Origin of the sequence: Acinetobacter sp. Brlt_5 (genome assembly GCF_051949055.1) — a bacterium.
In the GTDB taxonomy this organism is placed as follows: Bacteria; Pseudomonadota; Gammaproteobacteria; order Pseudomonadales; family Moraxellaceae; genus Acinetobacter; species Acinetobacter indicus.
The window spans coordinates 54,391-72,985 of record NZ_JAYJLP010000001.1; the positions used below are offsets into that span (position 1 = coordinate 54,391).

At 45.0% G+C, this 18,595-nt stretch carries 15 protein-coding genes; 10 read left to right on the forward strand and 5 right to left on the reverse strand.

Features of this window, described 5'->3' with window-relative positions:
- The first annotated feature begins 176 nt into the window (after positions 1-176).
- From VF685_RS00355 to VF685_RS00365, 3 genes are all read left to right on the forward strand, one after another.
- The gene (locus VF685_RS00355; protein ID WP_168405644.1) at positions 177-629 is read left to right on the forward strand and encodes a DUF2147 domain-containing protein; all 453 of its coding nucleotides are present in this window, start codon (positions 177-179) and stop codon (positions 627-629) included.
- 222 nt (positions 630-851) lie between these two features.
- Positions 852-3,212, forward strand: a complete 2,361-nt coding sequence (locus VF685_RS00360) for a TonB-dependent receptor (protein WP_286384888.1) — start codon at positions 852-854, stop codon at positions 3,210-3,212.
- Positions 3,213-5,355: 2,143 nt separating this feature from the next.
- Positions 5,356-5,847 carry a hypothetical protein gene (locus VF685_RS00365; RefSeq protein WP_104471392.1) on the forward strand — a complete coding sequence of 164 codons (492 nt, stop codon included), beginning with the start codon at positions 5,356-5,358 and terminating at the stop codon, positions 5,845-5,847.
- A gap of 106 nt (positions 5,848-5,953) precedes the next feature.
- Here the strand turns inward: VF685_RS00365 and VF685_RS00370 are convergent, their stop codons facing one another.
- Entirely contained in the window at positions 5,954-7,741 is a 1,788-nt protein-coding gene (locus VF685_RS00370; protein WP_286384887.1) for an acyl-CoA dehydrogenase, read from the reverse strand.
- 114 nt (positions 7,742-7,855) lie between these two features.
- Here VF685_RS00370 and VF685_RS00375 point away from each other — a divergent pair, with 114 nt between their 5' ends.
- Positions 7,856-8,836 (forward strand): GlxA family transcriptional regulator, encoded by a 981-nt coding sequence (locus tag VF685_RS00375; RefSeq protein WP_163145773.1) that lies wholly within the window; start codon positions 7,856-7,858, stop codon positions 8,834-8,836.
- Positions 8,837-8,850: 14 nt separating this feature from the next.
- Here VF685_RS00375 and VF685_RS00380 read toward each other — a convergent pair whose 3' ends face one another.
- Together VF685_RS00380 and VF685_RS00385 are read right to left on the reverse strand one after the other, a co-directional pair.
- Entirely contained in the window at positions 8,851-10,059 is a 1,209-nt protein-coding gene (locus VF685_RS00380; protein ID WP_016658065.1) for an MFS transporter, read from the reverse strand.
- Positions 10,056-10,499 (reverse strand): MarR family winged helix-turn-helix transcriptional regulator, encoded by a 444-nt coding sequence (locus tag VF685_RS00385; protein ID WP_163145774.1) that lies wholly within the window; start codon positions 10,497-10,499, stop codon positions 10,056-10,058. Before VF685_RS00385 ends, VF685_RS00380 begins: the two co-directional genes overlap by 4 nt.
- Positions 10,500-10,917: 418 nt before the next feature.
- Here VF685_RS00385 and VF685_RS00390 point away from each other — a divergent pair, with 418 nt between their 5' ends.
- The 3 genes from VF685_RS00390 (at position 10,918) to VF685_RS00400 (ending at position 13,535) form a co-directional block, all read left to right on the forward strand.
- Complete coding sequence (locus VF685_RS00390; RefSeq protein ID WP_127800239.1) at positions 10,918-12,363, forward strand: cytochrome ubiquinol oxidase subunit I; 1,446 nt, start codon at positions 10,918-10,920, stop codon at positions 12,361-12,363.
- Positions 12,360-13,364, forward strand: a complete 1,005-nt coding sequence (gene cydB, locus VF685_RS00395) for a cytochrome d ubiquinol oxidase subunit II (protein ID WP_127800237.1) — start codon at positions 12,360-12,362, stop codon at positions 13,362-13,364. Before VF685_RS00390 ends, cydB begins: the two co-directional genes overlap by 4 nt.
- A 63-nt stretch (positions 13,365-13,427) precedes the next feature.
- Positions 13,428-13,535 (forward strand): hypothetical protein, encoded by a 108-nt coding sequence (locus tag VF685_RS00400; protein ID WP_005178219.1) that lies wholly within the window; start codon positions 13,428-13,430, stop codon positions 13,533-13,535.
- Positions 13,536-13,575: 40 nt separating this feature from the next.
- Here the strand turns inward: VF685_RS00400 and VF685_RS00405 are convergent, their stop codons facing one another.
- Both VF685_RS00405 and VF685_RS00410 read right to left on the reverse strand, forming a co-directional pair.
- Positions 13,576-14,133 carry a thermonuclease family protein gene (locus VF685_RS00405; protein ID WP_005178218.1) on the reverse strand — a complete coding sequence of 186 codons (558 nt, stop codon included), beginning with the start codon at positions 14,131-14,133 and terminating at the stop codon, positions 13,576-13,578.
- Between the two features lie 287 nt (positions 14,134-14,420).
- Positions 14,421-15,338 (reverse strand): LysR family transcriptional regulator, encoded by a 918-nt coding sequence (locus tag VF685_RS00410; RefSeq protein ID WP_286384886.1) that lies wholly within the window; start codon positions 15,336-15,338, stop codon positions 14,421-14,423.
- A gap of 94 nt (positions 15,339-15,432) precedes the next feature.
- On the opposite strand from VF685_RS00410, the gene VF685_RS00415 reads away from it, so the two are divergent.
- The 3 genes from VF685_RS00415 to VF685_RS00425 all read left to right on the forward strand — a co-directional run bounded on the left by VF685_RS00415 (position 15,433) and on the right by VF685_RS00425 (position 18,582).
- Positions 15,433-16,674 carry an acyl-CoA dehydrogenase family protein gene (locus VF685_RS00415; RefSeq protein ID WP_152342404.1) on the forward strand — a complete coding sequence of 414 codons (1,242 nt, stop codon included), beginning with the start codon at positions 15,433-15,435 and terminating at the stop codon, positions 16,672-16,674.
- A gap of 91 nt (positions 16,675-16,765) precedes the next feature.
- The gene (locus VF685_RS00420; RefSeq protein ID WP_005178215.1) at positions 16,766-17,887 is read left to right on the forward strand and encodes a phosphotransferase family protein; all 1,122 of its coding nucleotides are present in this window, start codon (positions 16,766-16,768) and stop codon (positions 17,885-17,887) included.
- Positions 17,884-18,582 (forward strand): histidine phosphatase family protein, encoded by a 699-nt coding sequence (locus tag VF685_RS00425; RefSeq protein ID WP_016658073.1) that lies wholly within the window; start codon positions 17,884-17,886, stop codon positions 18,580-18,582. Before VF685_RS00420 ends, VF685_RS00425 begins: the two co-directional genes overlap by 4 nt.
- Positions 18,583-18,595: the final 13 nt, after the last annotated feature.

Here is an 18,595-nt window from a genome sequence, read left to right on the forward strand (position 1 = left end):
TGGTAAAATTCTGGAAAAGAAATGTGAAGTATCTAGCAAAACTTGGCTCTAAATACCACATAGATATTTAAAATTTATGAAATTATTATGATTTAGTTTAGGAAAATGAATATAATGCAGGCCGCTGGGAAGCGTATCTCATTTCTTTATTGACTCTTTTGAAACTCTTTTTGCTTATGAATTTTAAATTATTGGGGGCTGCGGCTCTATTGGCGGGTTTAACCAAAACTGTAGTGGCAATGCCGTTTGATCCTTTAATCGGGACATGGAAAGTGATTGATGATCGAACCGGGTATTATGTGTCGGAAATCGTGATTCGTAAAAACTCCAAAACACAGCAGTATAGCGCCGTGGTGAGCAAAAATTATCCGACAGCGGGAGCGGTGAATCCGGACGTTTGTGGCAAATGTGAAGGGGCTTTAAAGAACCAGCCGATTTTTGGTATGGAAGTGCTGAAAGGCATGACCGGCAACCATAAGCAGTTTAAGCAAGGTCAATGGCTGAATACCCAGGATGGCCGTACCTATACCATTGAAGCGCAATTGAATGATGCTAAAGACCAGATGAAAGTATTTGGTAAAGCGCAACAGAGCAATACAACCAGTGCCATGACCTGGAAAAAGCTCTAATGAGCTTTGGCTGTTGAGCGGGTTCTAAAAACCATTTAACTTCGTGTTAGATGGTTTTTTCTTTTTTTAAGAATCTAAGAATTCAAAATATTTCAATTCCCCCATTTTTCTTCCTCTCAATTGAGTTGCTGCATTTTCTCGATCTGCCAGAAAAACCAGAATAATTTTTTAAATAGACATAAAGTTATGTTATAACATAACACTTTTTAAAAGGGGGCTCGCATGAAATACAGCACACTCATGACTTTAATTTTATTGGCGATGCAACAGGCACAGGCTGAAGAGCCGATTACAATTCTGGAACCACTTATTTTTCAGGGGGATGATACTGACAAGAACCTGAACATTGCGCCTAAAGAACGCATTGAAACAGCCAATACCTTGGGCGATGCTGTTAAACATATGTCTGGCGTGCAAAGTAGCGCATTCGGTCCCAATTCGGGGACACCAGTGATACGCAGTTTGAGCGGTCATCGGGTCGGGATTCTGGAGAATGGTCAGGCGATCAATGGAATGAATGCTATCAGCGGTGATATTAATATTCCATTTGATCCACTATTTACTAAAAGCGTGACCGTACATAAAGGGACCAATACTGTGCGTTATGGCGGACAGGCGATTGGTGGTTATGTGGATATAGATTCGGGCATCATTTCAAAAATGCTGGAAGAGAAAAGTGCCAATGTCGATGTGGTATATAAAAAGGGCTTTAACGATTTTAGCGGGCATGGTATTCGCATTAATGTCAATAATCAGGAAAATCTGAGCACCAATATCCAGTTTTCTACCCAACAGATTTCATCTTATAAAATTCCCGGAAAGAGCAAAGCAGCCGTCTGTGATACAGCGATTTTCTCGGAGCGAGGCGGGATTGATTCTGCTTTGGCAAGCGCCTGCCAGCGCGATGCCAGAATTGAACAGATCTTTAATAAGGCACATCATCAATATTTAAATAAGCATGTTTTAGAAGATATCGCGCAGAATCCTCAGCATTTTTATGATTATTATGATGGCTTGGAGTCGGCCAAATATACGGATCAAGCGGTTTTAACCCGCTATGTGAATGGTGCCTACCGGGAATTTGTCAATGATCCCAACCCGGATTATGTGCCCAATACGCCAAAATATGTGGAAAGCCGAACCAATCAGGATGTTACGCCCAATTATCAGAAAAAACTGGGCAATAGCTATGCCAGAAATGAAAATATGGCAATCGGGAGTACCTACTTTTTAGACAATGGCTATATCGGAATTAGTGCCGATTATAAAACCAGTGATTATGGTGTGCCGGGTTTCTCAATGGAAAATAAATCTTTCCAGAGCGCTTATGATGATAGTTTGCCGGTTACGGTGCAGATTAAACAGAACCGTTTTGCGGTTGATGCGTTACTCAGGGACCCACTGCCTGTACTTGATCATCTCCAAATTCAGGCATCAAAATTATCCAATCGCTCGGGTGAATATATTGGTGCAAGCAAAGCCAATGAATATCAGTTTGATAGCCATGCTGCCGAACTGGTACTAAAGCAGATGCCTTATAAAAATTTGAGCGGTGAAATTGGCACTGCTTTGAATGTACGTGATGTTAAGGGTTCAGGAACACAGCGCTATCTCCCTAATGTCAAAACCACGACCCAGGCGGTATTTATCCAGGAAAAATTGGATTGGGAGCGGTTTTCAGTGGATGCCGGTTATCGTCATGAGAACGTTCAGCATGAGATTCAGGATCAGAGTTTTAAACTGGCGCGTAATGCGGCCAATAGCACCCTAAAAAATAAATCTTTTGCTCTAAATAGTTTTTATGTCGGTTCGAATTTTAAAGCGACTGATTATCTGGACTTTAGGCTGCAATATTCTAAGTCAGAACGGGCTCCTGAAATTAATGAACTGTATGCCAGCAATCCGCATTATTCGGTTATGACGCAGGAGGAAGGCAATCAGGCATTGAATAAAGAAAAAATGCAGGGGCTGGAATTAATCACGCATGTGAACTGGGATGCTGCGAATATCGCTGTAGCTTTATATCAAATGGATTTTGAAGATTATTTTTATTTGTCGCATTCCGGTTCATCCATGAGAAACCGTTTACCGCTGAAGTACTGGAAGCAAACCGATACTAAAGTGAATGGTTTTGAGGTGGATATGAACTACACTTTTGATTTAGACCATTTTGGTGAGGTACAGGTCGGTGGTTTTGCTGATCTGGTTAAAAATAAGGCCACTAATCCGGAAAGTTTGCGTTTAAGTAATGATGGCGTGTATTTGCCGAATATGCCGACCAATCGTTATGGTGCCCACATTGAATGGACACGCGCCGATTGGTCAGCGCGTCTGGCAAGTATTTATTATGATCAACCGCGATATTTGGGGAAAAATGTGTCAGAGGAAGTGCCACTGCCGGCATATAACCTGATGGATCTGGATATTCGTAAAAAAGTAACTTTAAAAAATGCCAGTTTTGATGTGTTTATGAATGGATCAAACCTGCTGGATGAAGAGGCACGTCCACATAATTCGCCCCTGAAATATATTGCGCCGTTACCGGGCCGCGCTTTTCAGCTGGGTGTGACCATGCATCTTTAAGGGTGGGATGATCTGAATATTTTCCTTGAATACATTGGTAGGTGGACTGCTTGATGTATTGAGATGGAGACATTAGATATTCAGGTTGAGCATTCGCGGTTCGACATCGGTAGGCTCATCTGGAAACAGGTGAGCCTTTTTATGGCTGGTATAAAACCGGCTCCAATAGTGAATCTAGGCAAAAAGGCAGTCATTTACTTACGTTAATTAAGGGATTCTAGATATTCTGCTGATCACCGAATAAGAAGTCCTCTTAACTTTGAAATTCAACTTAAAATTATAATAATTTTCTATTAATAATTCATTCAAAGTAGACTGGGTTGGCTAATTTTTGGCATAAAATATGTAATATTATGCAAATATATAAATTATAAATTTATATATAATTTCCAGCAGAATCTATCGCTGTAGTTTCTTTCTTTTTTTACTGCCTCCTCCTCTAGGGAGGCATTTTTTTTGAGGAGAAAATTATGCTCCATCTTCTATTCACTTTATTTGGCCTGCATGAGGTGACTGAAATCGACTACCTGCTCGATGAAGAAAGGAATGAAACGTGTAGCAATGGTTTAGATCAAGAGTATTAACAGCGCTCATCCCTATTGCTTCTTTCTCTTGGTCAAGACCTAAAAAGCTCAACCCACTGGTGGGCTTTTTTATGGCTTTATACATTGCTCCGGAAATTACAATCTGTACAAAAAATGATCAAAATTGAATGTGAAAGCTACAAATTTGAATGATAGTTTAAATCCAGATCTTCCAATAGGTGAGGTGAGCAATGAAACTATTAGCTTTGATTGGCGTAGGACTTGCAGCAAGTTATTGTTTATCAATATGAAGAACAAAAACTTAAGTCTGTCTAATCTGGATTTCGATGAAAGCATCCACAAAGTCGTTATTCAGGACTTCTGGGTTTAGTGGGTAATTTTTATTTAGATTATCGAAATGAGATAATTTAAATGAATGTTAATTTTTATGAATGTCATATTATGACAACTTGTAAAATTTCTATTTATATAAAATTTGTATCAGGGCTAACTTCTGATTTTCTCCCAACGCCGTCCTCCAGAACAGGAGGCAGATTATTAAGAGCAGAATATTATGATCCAGTTCCTTCTTTGTCTGTTTAGCTTTCATGGCGCAACTGAAGTCGAATACACGGGTGATGATGAAGAAATTCGGCGTTGTCAGGATTGTCTAAAAGAGCGTGAATAGGCGCTATACCCGCATCCATAGAGCATAGAAAAATTGCCGGCTTGGCTTAGAACGGATCTTTTTTGACTTTTTTAATTTCAAGGGCAATCAAGATTGAGGCAAAAATGAGCAGTCCGCCAATGATCAATAATAATGAATCATTTGCCTTGAATCCAACCCAGAAACTCAGGCCACTGCTGACTACACAGCTTAACAGTAGAACAATTAAAATTCCGTATTTCACGATACATCTCACATTAATTTTTTTAATCCCGTGATGATATACCTGTACTATGAACCACTTGTGAAAGGAAAAAATATAGGTATAACTAGAGGGTCACGCTATACGCAGTGTTGTGATCGCTGGGAGATGAGAAGGTTTTTTTGATGCTTACTCGATGCTTAAGTCAACACACGCCAAGCGTTCACGATGCAGAGGATGATTAAGGAAAGGCAAAGGTAGAACACAAACTCGCTGCTCGTCGCGCTGGCCTGATCAAGTCTGTAGTAATAGAGAATAAAAACTAAAAATAGGATCGCAATAAGAAAAAGCATCGTTATTCTTTAAGTATGAGATATCTCAGCATAATAGAGGAGAGTGCATTGAAGGCAAAACAGCGTGTCATTTTAATTTGGAGCGTTCGTGCTTATTGAACTACTAACTAGATGTTGATTAATATAAGATTCAAACTCAAGAACCCAATAAAGAAAAGAACCATCCATTAACCTTGAATCAATGTTCTTAAAAAGAATTACAAGCCGTCGAACCGTTTAAAGCCATCTTTTCAGATTGAAGAATTTTAGAGCTAAAGCCGTCCTCATGTAGACGCATGGCTTAAATAACATTGAATAAGATGTCATAATTGCTAAAATGCGATTCGTTTTTTATTACAGTTTTACAAGCTAAGAAATAAAGCTTTGTAAAACAGCAATCTATCTAGGAAAATTTTCAATGCTTGATATCTATTTAACGGATGTTCAGAAAAAGGTGCAATTTACCGATTATCCGGGTGAGCATCCTGTTAAATTTATTTTAAATTTTAAGAAAATTTTCCCAAGTGTGATGGAGTTGCTGCTGCCGGTGCTGCCTGAAAATGAAAACCTGGAAGACATGACCTGGGAATCAACCACGGCAGATCTGGAATTGTTTAAATTGCTGCTCAGTGGTTGGGGCCTGATTGAGCTGCGTTTAAATGCTATTGCGAAATATAAAGATCGCGCTTTTGCAGACCGTTTGGTGAAGCAAGCACAGCAAAAACGTCAGGACTATAAAAAATCACAAAGCCAATTGGCGACGGTAGAGCTGGACTATCTGTTTATGCATGAAGTTCATGCGCAAATTGATGCAGAACTGGTCGAGCTGGGTGAAAAATTCTATTTACCGACCCTACGTGAATTGTGGCAGGGTAAAGTGGCGGCCAATGTCTTGAATGCACAATTCTAAACGGCATCTGCATTCTAGAAGTATATAAAAAATCCCCATGTAATAAACTACATGGGGATTTTCTTTAGAAGGTAGATATTTAAAACCTGCTTTCCATCATCCGGTTTTAAAACCAGTCACTGTGCATCGACAGGCAGGTATCATCAAATTCACTCAGTAATTTGGCCTGATGTTCAATTTCCGGTAATTCCCAGCGAATGAAATAGCGTGCCGCTTGCAACTTGCCTGCTAAAAATTGCTGATCTTCTGCCAACTCAGACTGGCCAAACTGCTGTTGCGCCTTGTTGGCCATATCCAGCCATAACCAGGAAATAATCACTTTAGCCATCATATCTAAATACAGGGCAGAATTGGCCAAAGCCTCATTGGTTTGACCTTGCATAAGCGCCTGTCCCAGTTTTTGTGTGGTGCTTTGTTCCGTAGCCAGATGTTTGCAGAATTTGCTAGACAGATCCAGAATGGCCGGATGCTGAATCTGTTCCAGCGTGGTGTTGATGCGTTGCATCAGCAGATTTAAGCCTTTGCCATTGTGCTGCCATAATTTACGCCCGAGTAAATCCAGTGACTGAATACCAAAAGTGCCTTCATGAATCGGATTTAAGCGATTATCCCGATAATACTGTTCTACCGGATAATCACGGGTATAGCCGGCACCGCCAAGTACCTGAATTGCTAGATCATTGGCTTTCGGACCATAGGCAGACGGGAAGGATTTGACCACAGGCGTGATCAGGTCGAGCAGAATGGCGCTATCTTCCGAGCCACCCGCCTGATGTTCATCAATCAGTCGCGCGGCAAACAGGCACAATGCCAAAGCTCCTTCTACATAGGCCTTTTGCGCTAACAACATCCGTTTCACATCGCTATGTTCAATAATATTGACCGGTTTGCTGTCGCTATTTTTTTCACTGGCCAGTCGGCCTTGCGGACGGTTTCTGGCATATTCCAGCGATTCCAAATAACCGCGATAACCGATCATCGCGGCGCCCAGCCCAACACCGACACGCGCCTCGTTCATCATTTTGAACATATATTTCAGGCCCTGACCAGCTTCACCAATCAAATAGCCTAAGCATTGGTTATTTTCACCAAAATTCAGCACAGTCGATGTTGTCCCGCGATAGCCCATTTTATGTAACAGGCCAGCCAGTTTGACATCATTGCGTTCACCCAGCGTGCCATCTTCATTGGTCAGGAATTTCGGCACAATAAACAGGGAAATGCCTTTGACACCTTGTGGCGCATCCTGAATCCGCGCCAGCACCAGATGCACAATATTTTCAGTAATGTCCTGATCACCCCCAGAAATAAACATTTTCTGGCCTTTAATTTTGTAGCTGCCATCAGCTTGTGGAATGGCTTTGGTGGTCAGATCACCCAGAGAGGAACCGACATTCGGCTCGGTCATGGCCATGGTGCCGGAAAAGCGGCCATTGAACATCGACGGGACAAAGGTCTGTTTCTGCTGCTCGGTACCGAAGGCCTGAATCAGATTCGCTGCGGCGGCGGTTAAAAATGAATAAGCCACGGTGGCAGGATTGGCCGACATAAAATAGGCATTGGCAGCCATATTAATCAGTGTGGGAAGCTGCATACCGCCCTGATCATAATCATGCTGGGCACATAACAGACCGGCCTGGGCAAACTGTTGCCAGGCCTGTTTCACTTCGGCAATGGTATGTACCTGTGTACCATCAAAATGCGGTTCTTGCGCATCGCCTTTGGCATTGTGCGGGGCAAAATAGTCTGCTGCAATGCCGCGCGCCGTATCTAAAATACTGTCGAAGGTGGCTTTGTCATGTTCCTGATAACGTTCCAGCTGGGTCAGCTGTTCGGCTGAAAATACCTGATAGAGTAAAAAATCCAGATCTTTTTGATTGATGAGTGCGGTCATGGGATGCCGTTACCTGTTTTTATTGATTGCTCTTAGCTTAACAAGACTTGTATTGGCAGATAAATTGTCAATAATGACACTCAAGGAGCTAAAAACGACATTTGGGAAGAAAGCATGAAGCGGGTTTTTATTCTGGCCTATGATGGTGCACTGGCCTCGGCCATAACCGGTGTGGCGGACTTATTCAGTCTGGCCGGCATCAGCTGGAACCGGATTCAGAAACAGGATATTCAGCGCCTGTTTCAAGTACAGATTGCCTCGCCACAGGGAAAAACGGTGCAATGCAGCAATGGTTTACGCATTGGGGCACATCTGGCCTATAGCGAAATCCAGCAGGCAGATTTGCTGGTGATTCCGACTTTGGCCGGTTCCATTGAGCAGATTCTGGAAAAAAATCAGTCCCTCATGAATGTTCTGCAACAGGCCGATCAAGCCCAATGCCTGATTGCCGGAAACTGTACCGGGAATTTTTTTCTGGCCGAAGCCGGAATTTTACAGGGCCGCAGTGCCACCACGCATTGGGGTTTTAAAGATCAGTTCCAGCAGCGCTATCCGGAGGTCCATTTGCAGGCAGATCGCCTGATTACCCAGTCCGATCATGTCTATTGTGCCGGTGGCGGGTTGGCCTGGTTCGATTTGGGGCTACATTTAATTGAACGTTTTTATGGCTTTGAAATTGCCATTCAGACGGCCAAATCCTTTGTGCTGGATTTTCGCCGTGACAACCAGTTGTCCTATTCCTTGATGCGTATGAGCAAGCCACATCAGGATGGTTTGGTAAAAGAAATCCAGCATTGGCTGGAGCAGCATTTTAGTGAAAACTTGAATATGGAAGATGTGGCGGCGCGCTTTAATATCAGCCCGCGCACGCTCATTCGCCGTTTTAAAGCAGTGTTAGATGTGGCGCCGAATCAGTATGTGCAGGCTATTCGTATTGAAGCTGCGCAAAAACGGCTGGAAGAAACCGAGCAGCCGATTGACCGGATTATGCAAATGGTGGGCTATGAAGATCCGAGTTCATTCCGGCGTTTATTTCGCAAGAAAACCGGCCTAACCCCAATGGAATACCGCCAGCGCTTTGGCCGGCGGTTTTAAGCGTGTTGCTTTCGTTAGCGTGATAACTGTGGCTGCACCTGCTGAGCATGACGACCATGTAGCAGATAATACAGGCCTAAACACAACAGCGCGGCGATGGCACTATAGAAATACATCTGCGCATAACTAACCGATTTCAGCGCGATTCCGATCAAATACGGCCCGAAGCCCAGCCCTGCATCCAGACAGATAAAATAGGTCGAGGTCGCCAGTCCCATACGTTCCAGTGAGGTACTTTTGACCGCAATAGTCTGACAGACCGATTGAATATTGCCATAGCCCAGACCGAGCAAGCCGGCACAAAGCAGCAGCATACTGGAGTTATGCGCCTGACTTAGTAAAAACAGGGCAATCGCCATCACAATAAAGGCGGGATACATAATGATATTTTCACCTTTACGATCCATAAGCCGCCCGGTAAACGGACGCGAAAACAAAATGGCGATTGCATACATTAAAAAGAATAAGGACGCGGCTTCGACCAGATCAATTTCCTTGGCGTAAAAGTTAATAAATGACAGCACGCCGGAATAACAGATGGAAGCAAACAGCATAATCAGGGAAATGGGCAGCGCATTCTTTTCCAGATACTGGGTCCAGAAGCCAAAACCTTTGCCTGCTGTCGCGGTGGCTGCAGGTTTAGGCTGCGCCAGGTTCGGCATCCGGATAAAACAGGCCACTACCAGACAGCCCAGCGCCAAGACACTGGATAAGCTAAAAATCGTCTGATAACTGGTGTGCAGCATCATCCAGATCGCGACAAAAGGACCAATCGCCGTACCCAGGGTGCTGCTCATGCTGTAATAGCCAATACCTTCACCACGGCGGGTGGGCGGCAGAGTTTGTGCGATGACTGTGCCGAGTACGGTAGAGGCGACTCCCATCATAAAGCCATGAATAAAACGGATGCCGAGCAGGGCAGTCACCCCCATCTCTATAAAATAGCCTAAGGAAAGCAGCAAGAAACCGGCCAGCCCAAAAAGCAGGGTGCTACGATAACCGAAACGCTGTAGGCATTTGCCAATCAGCAGACGGCCAAATAAGGTGCCGACAATAAACAGTCCTGAAATTAAACCGGCTTCGGCAATGCTGGCATTTAATTCCGCCACGGCATAACCGACAATCACAATCACCAATAGATAAAAAATCAGTACCAGTTGAAAATTGATCAGGCCGACCAGGATAAAGTTTCTGGTCCATAGCGGTGCTTGTGCTGAACTCATTTGTCTTCACCTTGTAGGGTCGGTTGTAACTGTTCACTCAGCTGATTAAGGATCTCGCGGGTATGGGCGATGTCCGTAACTGTAAAAGACTGCAGCAGCTGTTGTTCAAACTGATCAATCTGGGTGGAACAATGCTTGAAAAGTTCCTGCCCGTGAGAGCTAAAAGTCAGGCATTTCTGCCGTTTATCACTACTTTCAAGCTGATGGATTAAACCCAAGTCCAGCAACACCCGAATACGTTTGGTGATGCTCGGTTTGGACACCTTTAAATAGGCGGCAATATCTACCTGGGTACATTGCTGTTTTAAATGAATGACATATAACACCTGCCACAAGGAATAATTAAGCTGATGCGGCAATAACAGAGTATTAACTTCATCGCTGAACAGACGTGCGCAGCGTAATAAGGCGGTACGAAATTTTAAGGGAGAGCTTGGCATAAAAAAAATAGTTAACCAGGGTAACTAAAACAAAGTCAATGTACGCCTGTTCGGAATTTTTTTCAAGTAGGGAAGCCAGCGAAGGATTCAAAAAAACAGATGATAAAAGATGAGGGGGCAACGTGTATTGCTATAGATTTGTTAAGCAGCGTTAAGGTCAATCAACTGAACTACAAAAATTCCTCTCATCCAGTCCTGTCTATCCAGCTGATAAACCGCAAGAATAAAAAATCAGCGCTTCTATCTTCCAAAAAAACTCATCAGTTGCAGAAATTACTCGCTTAAAGATTCTTGATCAAAAGCCTACACAAGGCCTATACAACTTCGTCCTATGCTGAAGCGCGATGAGAAAAATTCAAAACGCTATATTTAAAACTCTACACCCTGAGCGCAGCTCGACCTTTTGAAAGGTGGCATGATGACCCTCGGTTTTACCGCGCTGGAACTGGCCCGGATTCAGTTTGCCTTTACAGTTTCGTTTCATATCATTTTTCCGGCCATTTCCATTGGTCTGGCCAGTTTTCTGGCGATTCTGGAATGGCGCTGGTTACGCAGTCGTAATCCGATTTATCAGGACCTGTTTAAATTCTGGGTCAAGATTTTTGCGGTCGCCTTTGCCATGGGGGTGGTTTCTGGCATTGTCATGAGCTATCAGTTTGGCACCAACTGGAGTGAATTTTCCCGTATCGCCGGCAGTGTCACCGGACCATTATTGGCCTATGAAGTGCTCACCGCTTTCTTTTTGGAAGCGGGTTTTCTCGGCATCATGCTGTTTGGTTGGGGACGGGTGGGACCTAAAGCACATTTTTTCTCGACTTTAATGGTCGCAATTGGCACCTGTATTTCCATGTTCTGGATTTTATCAGCCAATAGCTGGATGCAAACTCCGCAAGGTTTCAGCATCGAAAATGGCATTCTGGTGCCACAGGACTGGTGGGCCATTGTCTTTAATCCGTCATTCCTGTATCGGCTGGCGCATATGGCCATTGCTGCCTTTTTGGTCTCTGCTTTGCTGGTGGCTGCCACGGCCGCTTGGCATTTACTTAAAGGCCGTCGGGATGCATTGGTAAAAACCTCGTTTTCAATGGCCTTGTGGCTGATGCTGATCTTAACTCCCTTACAGGTGCTGGTGGGCGATTTACATGGCTTGAATACCCTGCAACATCAACCAGCCAAACTGGCAGCGATGGAAGGGCATTGGAATACCAATCATGAGAAAGGCATGCCGCTGTATCTGTTTGGTATTCCCGATATGCAGGCCGAAGAAACCAAATATGCACTGGCGATTCCCAATTTAGGCAGCGTAATTCTGACCCATTCGCTAGATGGCACCGTGACCGGTTTAAAAGAATTTGCCCCGGAAGATCGGCCCAATTCGACCATTGTGTTCTGGAGTTTCCGGATTATGGTCGGCTTAGGCGTGCTGATGCTGATTCTGGCGCTATGGGGATTGTGGCTACGTAAACGACAGCGTTTATATGAACATCGTCGTTTTCAGCGTTTTGCCCTGTGGATGGGGCCCTCTGGTTTTATTGCCTTATTGGCCGGCTGGTTTACCACAGAAGTCGGCCGCCAGCCGTGGGTGGTCTATGGGGTGTTACGTACCGAAGATGCCTTATCGCCGGTGTCTGCAGAGCAGGTTGGCCTGAGTTTGATGATTTTTGTACTGGTGTATTTTGTGGTGTTTGGGATGGGCATTTATTACATGCTCAGACTGATGCACAAAGGGCCGGAACTGATTCATTCAGCGCCATCATCAGCCTCTGATGCTGAGCTTACTCAAGCCTCCAGACGGCCGTTAAGCAGTGTCACCGAGCGGCTTAACCCGCCCGCCGAGCGCCCCAAACAGGAGCATGAGCCATGATGGATTTATCTTTGCTGTGGATCGGGATTATTGCCTTCGCGGTGCTGATGTATGTGGTGTTAGATGGCTTTGATTTGGGTATCGGGATTTTATTTCCATTTTTTCCCGAACAGGCAGAGCGGGATGTGATGATGAATACCGTCGCGCCAATTTGGGATGGCAATGAAACCTGGATGGTGCTGGGAGGCGCCAGCCTGTTTGCTGCTTTTCCCTTGGCCTATGCCACGGTGCTTTCAGCCCTGTATTTACCGGTCATTTTAATGGTGATTGCCTTAATTTTTCGCGGTGTTGCCTTTGAGTTTCGTTTTAAGGCCAACAGCAGCAAACACTGGTGGGACAAAGCTTTTATTGGTGGCTCTGTTTTTAGCAGCTTTTTACAAGGCGTAATTTTGGGCGCTTATATTCAGGGTATTCGTACCGAGCAGGGGGTATATGCGGGCCATGGCTTGGACTGGTTAACGCCGTTTAGCCTGTTTACTGGTGCTGGCGTGGTAATGTTGTACGCCACTTTAGGTTGTGGCTGGCTCATTTTTAAAACCGATCAGGCACTACAGCAGCGCATGTACCGTTTAATGCCGAAGATGTTGACCGGCCTATTGATTGTTTTAGCAGCCGTCAGTATTTATACCCCGATAACCCAGCCGCACATTGCCGAGCGCTGGTTTAGTCTGCCGCAGCTGCTGTATTTCTCTCCGGTGCCGATACTGGTGCTGATCTTTACTTATCTGGCTTTAAAAGCCTGCCGGCAACAGCAACAGTTTCGCCCATTTTTGTATACGCTGGCCTTGGTATTTCTGGCCTATAGCGGTTTTTTAATCAGCTTATGGCCTTATATTATTCCGCCCTCGGTCAGCTTCTGGCAGGCTGCTGCACCGGAAAGCAGTCAGCGTTTTACTCTCATTGGCGCGCTAGTTTTAATTCCGATTATTCTAGGTTATAGCGCGATGTCCTATTGGATTTTTCGCCATAAAGTCCGGGTGGGAGAGGATGGCTATCATTAAAGAAAATCGACATGAAGCACATCATTATAGGTCAGTTATTCTCTTAGTCATCAAGGAGCCGCAATGAAACGTACACAGCTGCTGTGGTTTATTGGTCTCTGGCTGGCCGGCTTTGTGGCTTTGGCGCTGATTGCCGGGGCTTTTCGTTTGCTGGTGCAATGGGCTTATTAAGCTGAATCATCTTCGGACTTTAAAAATCCACCTGAGCATTTTATTTACGGTTCTGTTTGCGATAGACACTTGGCCGCACCGGGCGGCTACTTTTCCAGAGGCCTTTTTTCCGTGCTCTGGCCTGAGTCTGTAAGGCACGCATATGCGCCAGCTGCTTGCGATCACGAATATAATCTTCATAGACCCAGGCGGCGCCACGTTTGACCAGTTCTTCATTGACATTTTTACGGTAGCGATAAATCACCCCGACATGGCGGCCATAGCGATCAATATCGGTAATTTTGACTCGCACCACCTTCTGGTGCAGCATAGTTTTGACCAGACGCCGGGTTTCCGGACCATAACTTTGGCTCGATTCTGGCGCATCAATATAGGCAAAGCGGATACGGGTTTCTGAACGTCTTAAATTAAAACGGTATAGGGTGAGGGTATCGCCATCGCTGACTGCAGTGACCCGCGCCCAATAGGTTTTGCCTTTTTTAAAAGGTCGAAACAGTTGCTGCACAAAGCGGGAAATCTTACCCAACAGCATAAACGCAACAAGACAGCATCCAGCGGCCAATGCCAGCAGCCAGAAAGGGGAGAGTTCAGTCAACATAGACGCTTTCAATTCAGCTGAACAGACCAGCCAGCTGTAAACCGTGAAAAATAAAAGTGCTAGTGTAAAAGAAATGGCGCAATTCGCCGGTCGATTAAATCGCCAATTAGCTAGTTTTTAACAAATCAGCTACGCTGCAACGCCTGATCTGGCAAGGGCTTGAGCGATGTTTGAAATTTAATGAAGATAAAGCGCCTTGAATTTGAGTGATCTAAATAGCCTAAGTAAATTTTCTGACCTCATTTAAAATAGCCTAAGCATAATTAAGATTAATCTACTGAAATAGCCTAAGCAAAAATTTTAGAAATCTCCGCTCTTAAAAATACATGACGTGCATTCTCCTGCATCTCCTTATACCAGAACATCCCCAAATCAATTTGCGGCAGGTCGACAGGCGATTCAAAAATATGCAGCTTCGGGTCAATATGTAAATGTCGCAAAATACTTTCCGGAATAGTCAGTATCGCGGTGTCATGCTGCGCCAGAATTTGCAGGGCAGTGGAATAATGCTGACAGCGTAATAATAGGGTTCGAGACAGCTGATTGCGCTTTAAATAAATATCTTCCAGCAGCAGACCACTACGGCGTGAAGAAACACCAATATGCGGCGCAGACAAATATAATTCTTTATCTATGGATGAACGCTGGCTACAAACCACGAAACGGTCTTGGACCAGCGCCTGAAACTGGATTTTATCGCCCAGCTTGTGTTCCAGATCAATCACAAAATCAATTTGCTGGGTGGCCAGATCATTAATCATGGTTTTACGGTCCAGCTTGCTGCTTAAAAACTGAATCTCCAAGTTCAGCTGCTGAAAGTGCTGCACCAGTTTGGGAAAAATAATCGGTTCAATTTCATCATGTATGGCAATTTTCAGGGTATGTACCATCGCCGGTTCAAACTGCTGTTTTTGCCGGGCAATATGCTGAATAGACAGCAGCGCAGTTTTAATAGTCGGATAAATCTGCTCGGCAAACGGCGTTGGTAACATCTGATGGCCGGTGCGAATGAATAGGTCATCCTGTAACTGTAACCTAAGCCTTTGTAAAGCGTGACTGGTCGCCGACTGGCTGATACATAAGAGCTGCGCCGCTTTGGAAATATTTTTTTGTTCAAAAATCGCAATAAACAGCGGGTATAAATTAATATCAATACGATGAAAAGTACCCAGATCCATTGGGCTATTATTATGAATATTGTGCATAGTGCTTAATTCAATAAAATCATTTCATGCATAATAATTTTTAGGTTAAGGTGTTGTAAAGCCAATATAACAACAGATTGAGGAAGCTACAGTCATGTTTGAATTGTCAGCACGCGCACAGGATTATCTCGAAAGAACCCAACAGTTTATTCAAACAGAAATTGAACCAATTGAGGCCGACTTTTGGCAGCAGGTGCATGAACTGAATCAGGGCGGTGACTGGACGCAATGGCAGTGGCCGGCGCAATTAGAAAGTTTAAAAGCCAAAGCCAAAGCCGCGGGACTGTGGAATATGTTTTTGCCTTGTCCTAATTTGGGCCAGGGCCTGTCAGTGCAGGAATATGCACATATTGCCGAATTGTCTGGCCGTAGCCTGATTGCCCCGACCGTATTTAACTGTAACGCGCCAGATAGCGGCAACATGGAAGTGTTATGGCGTTATGGTTCAGAACAGCAAAAACAGCAATGGCTGATGCCGCTGCTTGAAGGCAAAATCCGCTCGGTGTTTTGTATGACTGAACCGGCAGTCGCCTCTTCTGATGCGACCAATATGCAGGCCACGGCGGTGGTAGATGGTGATGAGATTGTCCTGAACGGGCGTAAATGGTGGTCATCGGGTCTGGGCGATCCGAATGCCAAAATCATTATTTTTATGGCGCATACCCCGGACGAAAGCAAAGACCGTCATCATCAACATTCAATGGTGCTGGTCCCGGTTGATACCGCAGGGGTGAAAATTGAACGTATGTTACCGGTGTTTGGCGATTACGATGCGCCGCATGGGCATGGTGAAGTCAGCTTTGACAATGTCCGTGTGCCAGTGGCCAATTTTATTGGTGGTGCCGGCCAAGGTTTTGAAATTGCCCAGGGCCGTTTAGGACCCGGCCGGATTCATCACTGTATGCGTTGTATCGGTGCGGCAGAAAAATCACTGGAACTGATGATTGACCGCGGCATGAACCGGACTGCCTTTGGCAAGGAAATCCTGAAACTGGGTGGCAACCTGGAGCGTGTGGCCGAAGCGCGTGTGGCAATTGATCAGGCCCGCCTGTTAACACTCTATGCCGCCTATAAAATGGATACTGTAGGCAATATGGCCGCCTTAACAGAAATTTCTGCCATAAAAGTGGTGGCGCCAAGCGTGCTGGAAAAAGTGGTAGATATGGCCATGCAAATCCACGGCGGTGCCGGGCTGTCCCGCGATACGCCATTGACCGGTTTCTTTGCTCAGGCACGTGCCTTACGTTTGGCCGATGGTCCCGATGAAGTGCATAAAGGCATGATTGCCAAACTGGAACTGGCCAAACGTGGCTACAGTACCCGTCGTAAAAAATAAGTGGCAAAACACCAGAAACAGTGTGGGTCTTTACAGCTGAAAATGCTCTAATAGGGCAAGACCTAAAAAAGTGAAAAATCAGGAAAATAACATGTCAGTGATTGATGTTGGCGGTCAGGTTCGTGAAGGCGAGGAACTGGATATTCAGGCGGTAAGCCAGTGGTTAAAGGCACAAGGGGTTGATGTTCAGGAACCCGTTGAAGTGACCCAATATTCAGGCGGTGCCTCTAACTGGACCTATCGTTTGAACTATCGCAATGCCGATTTAATTTTACGTCGCCCACCTAAAGGCACCAAAGCCAAATCTGCGCATGACATGGCGCGTGAATATCATGTACAAAAAAATCTGGCACCGTATTATCCGGTATTACCGCAGATGGTGGCGCTGTGTCAGGATGAATCTGTGATTGGCTGTGATTTTTATATCATGCAGCGCGTGGAAGGCATTATCCCGCGGGCCAAACTGCCGCCAGAACTGAACTTTGATGAAAACCAGGTTCAGGAACTGTGCATTAATGTGATTGATAAATTAATCGAGCTGCATCAGGTGCCGTATCAGGGCACTGAACTGGAAAAACTCGGTAAAGGTGAGGGCTATTGCCGTCGTCAGGTGGAAGGCTGGGACAGCCGTTATGAAAAAGCCAAAACCCTGAATGTGCCGTCATTTAAATATGTACGTAAATGGCTGCACGAGAATATTCCGGCAGATTCCACCACCTGCATTATTCACAATGACTGGCGTTTTGATAATGTGATTTTAAATCCGCAGCATCCAACCGAAGTGATTGGCGTGCTGGACTGGGAAATGGCAACTCTGGGCGATCCGCTGATGGATCTTGGTTCCGCTTTGGCCTACTGGGTAGAAGAAACCGATAACCAGATTTTTAAAGCCACCCGCCGTCAGCCGACCCATTTAAAAGGCATGTTCACCCGTAAACAGGTGGTCGATTACTATCTGGAAAAAACCGGCCTGCAACCGGAAAACTGGACCTTCTATGAAGTGTTCGGGATTTTCCGTCTGGCGGTGATCGCCCAGCAGATTTACTACCGTTATTATCACAAACAGACCAATAATCCGGCTTTTAAAGATTTCTGGATTGTGATTCATGCCTTGCACATCCGCGCCTTAAAACTGATTGGGCTGCAAAAAATTGAAGCCAATGAGCTGGCACAAAAATATATGGCCAAATTTAAGGAGCTGCTGCCGAAATGACGACTATTTATTTAATCCGTCATGGTCAGGCTTCGTTTGGTGCAGAAAGCTATGACCAGCTTTCGCCGAATGGGGAATTGCAGGCCAAACTGCTGGGTCAGTATTTTGACAATATCTTAAAAGAAGAACCCTATGTGGTGGCTGGTTCCATGCAGCGCCATCAGCAGACTGCACAGATCGCTCTGGCCGAATGTTTCCCTGAAGCTCATCTGGTCACCAATCCGGACTGGAACGAGTTTAACCATCAGCAGGTGTTTGCCCAATACGAACCGCGTTTTAATGAACCGCATTTATTAAAGGCCGATGTAGCCAAAGAGCTTAATCCGCGGGCGTATCTGGCAAAAATTTTTGAAGGTGCCATTGAGCGCTGGACTGGCGGTGAATATCACCATGAATATGAAGAATCCTGGCCGCATTTCAAGGCTCGGGTCGAAACCGCCTTGCAAAACCTGTGTGATGAACTGGCCCAAACCAAACCGCGTTACGCGATTGTGTTTACTTCGGGCGGAGTCATTTCGGTTGTTGCTGGAAAAATTCTGGAACTGAATCCTAACCGGACTTTTGCACTGAACTGGGCCATCGCCAATACCAGCATGACCACTTTGCGTCTGGTCGGCAATGAGCCGCAACTGTTAAGTCTGAATGAACATCATTTTATAAAAGCACAACATCCAGAATTATTAACCTGGATTTAATCAAGGAATAGAC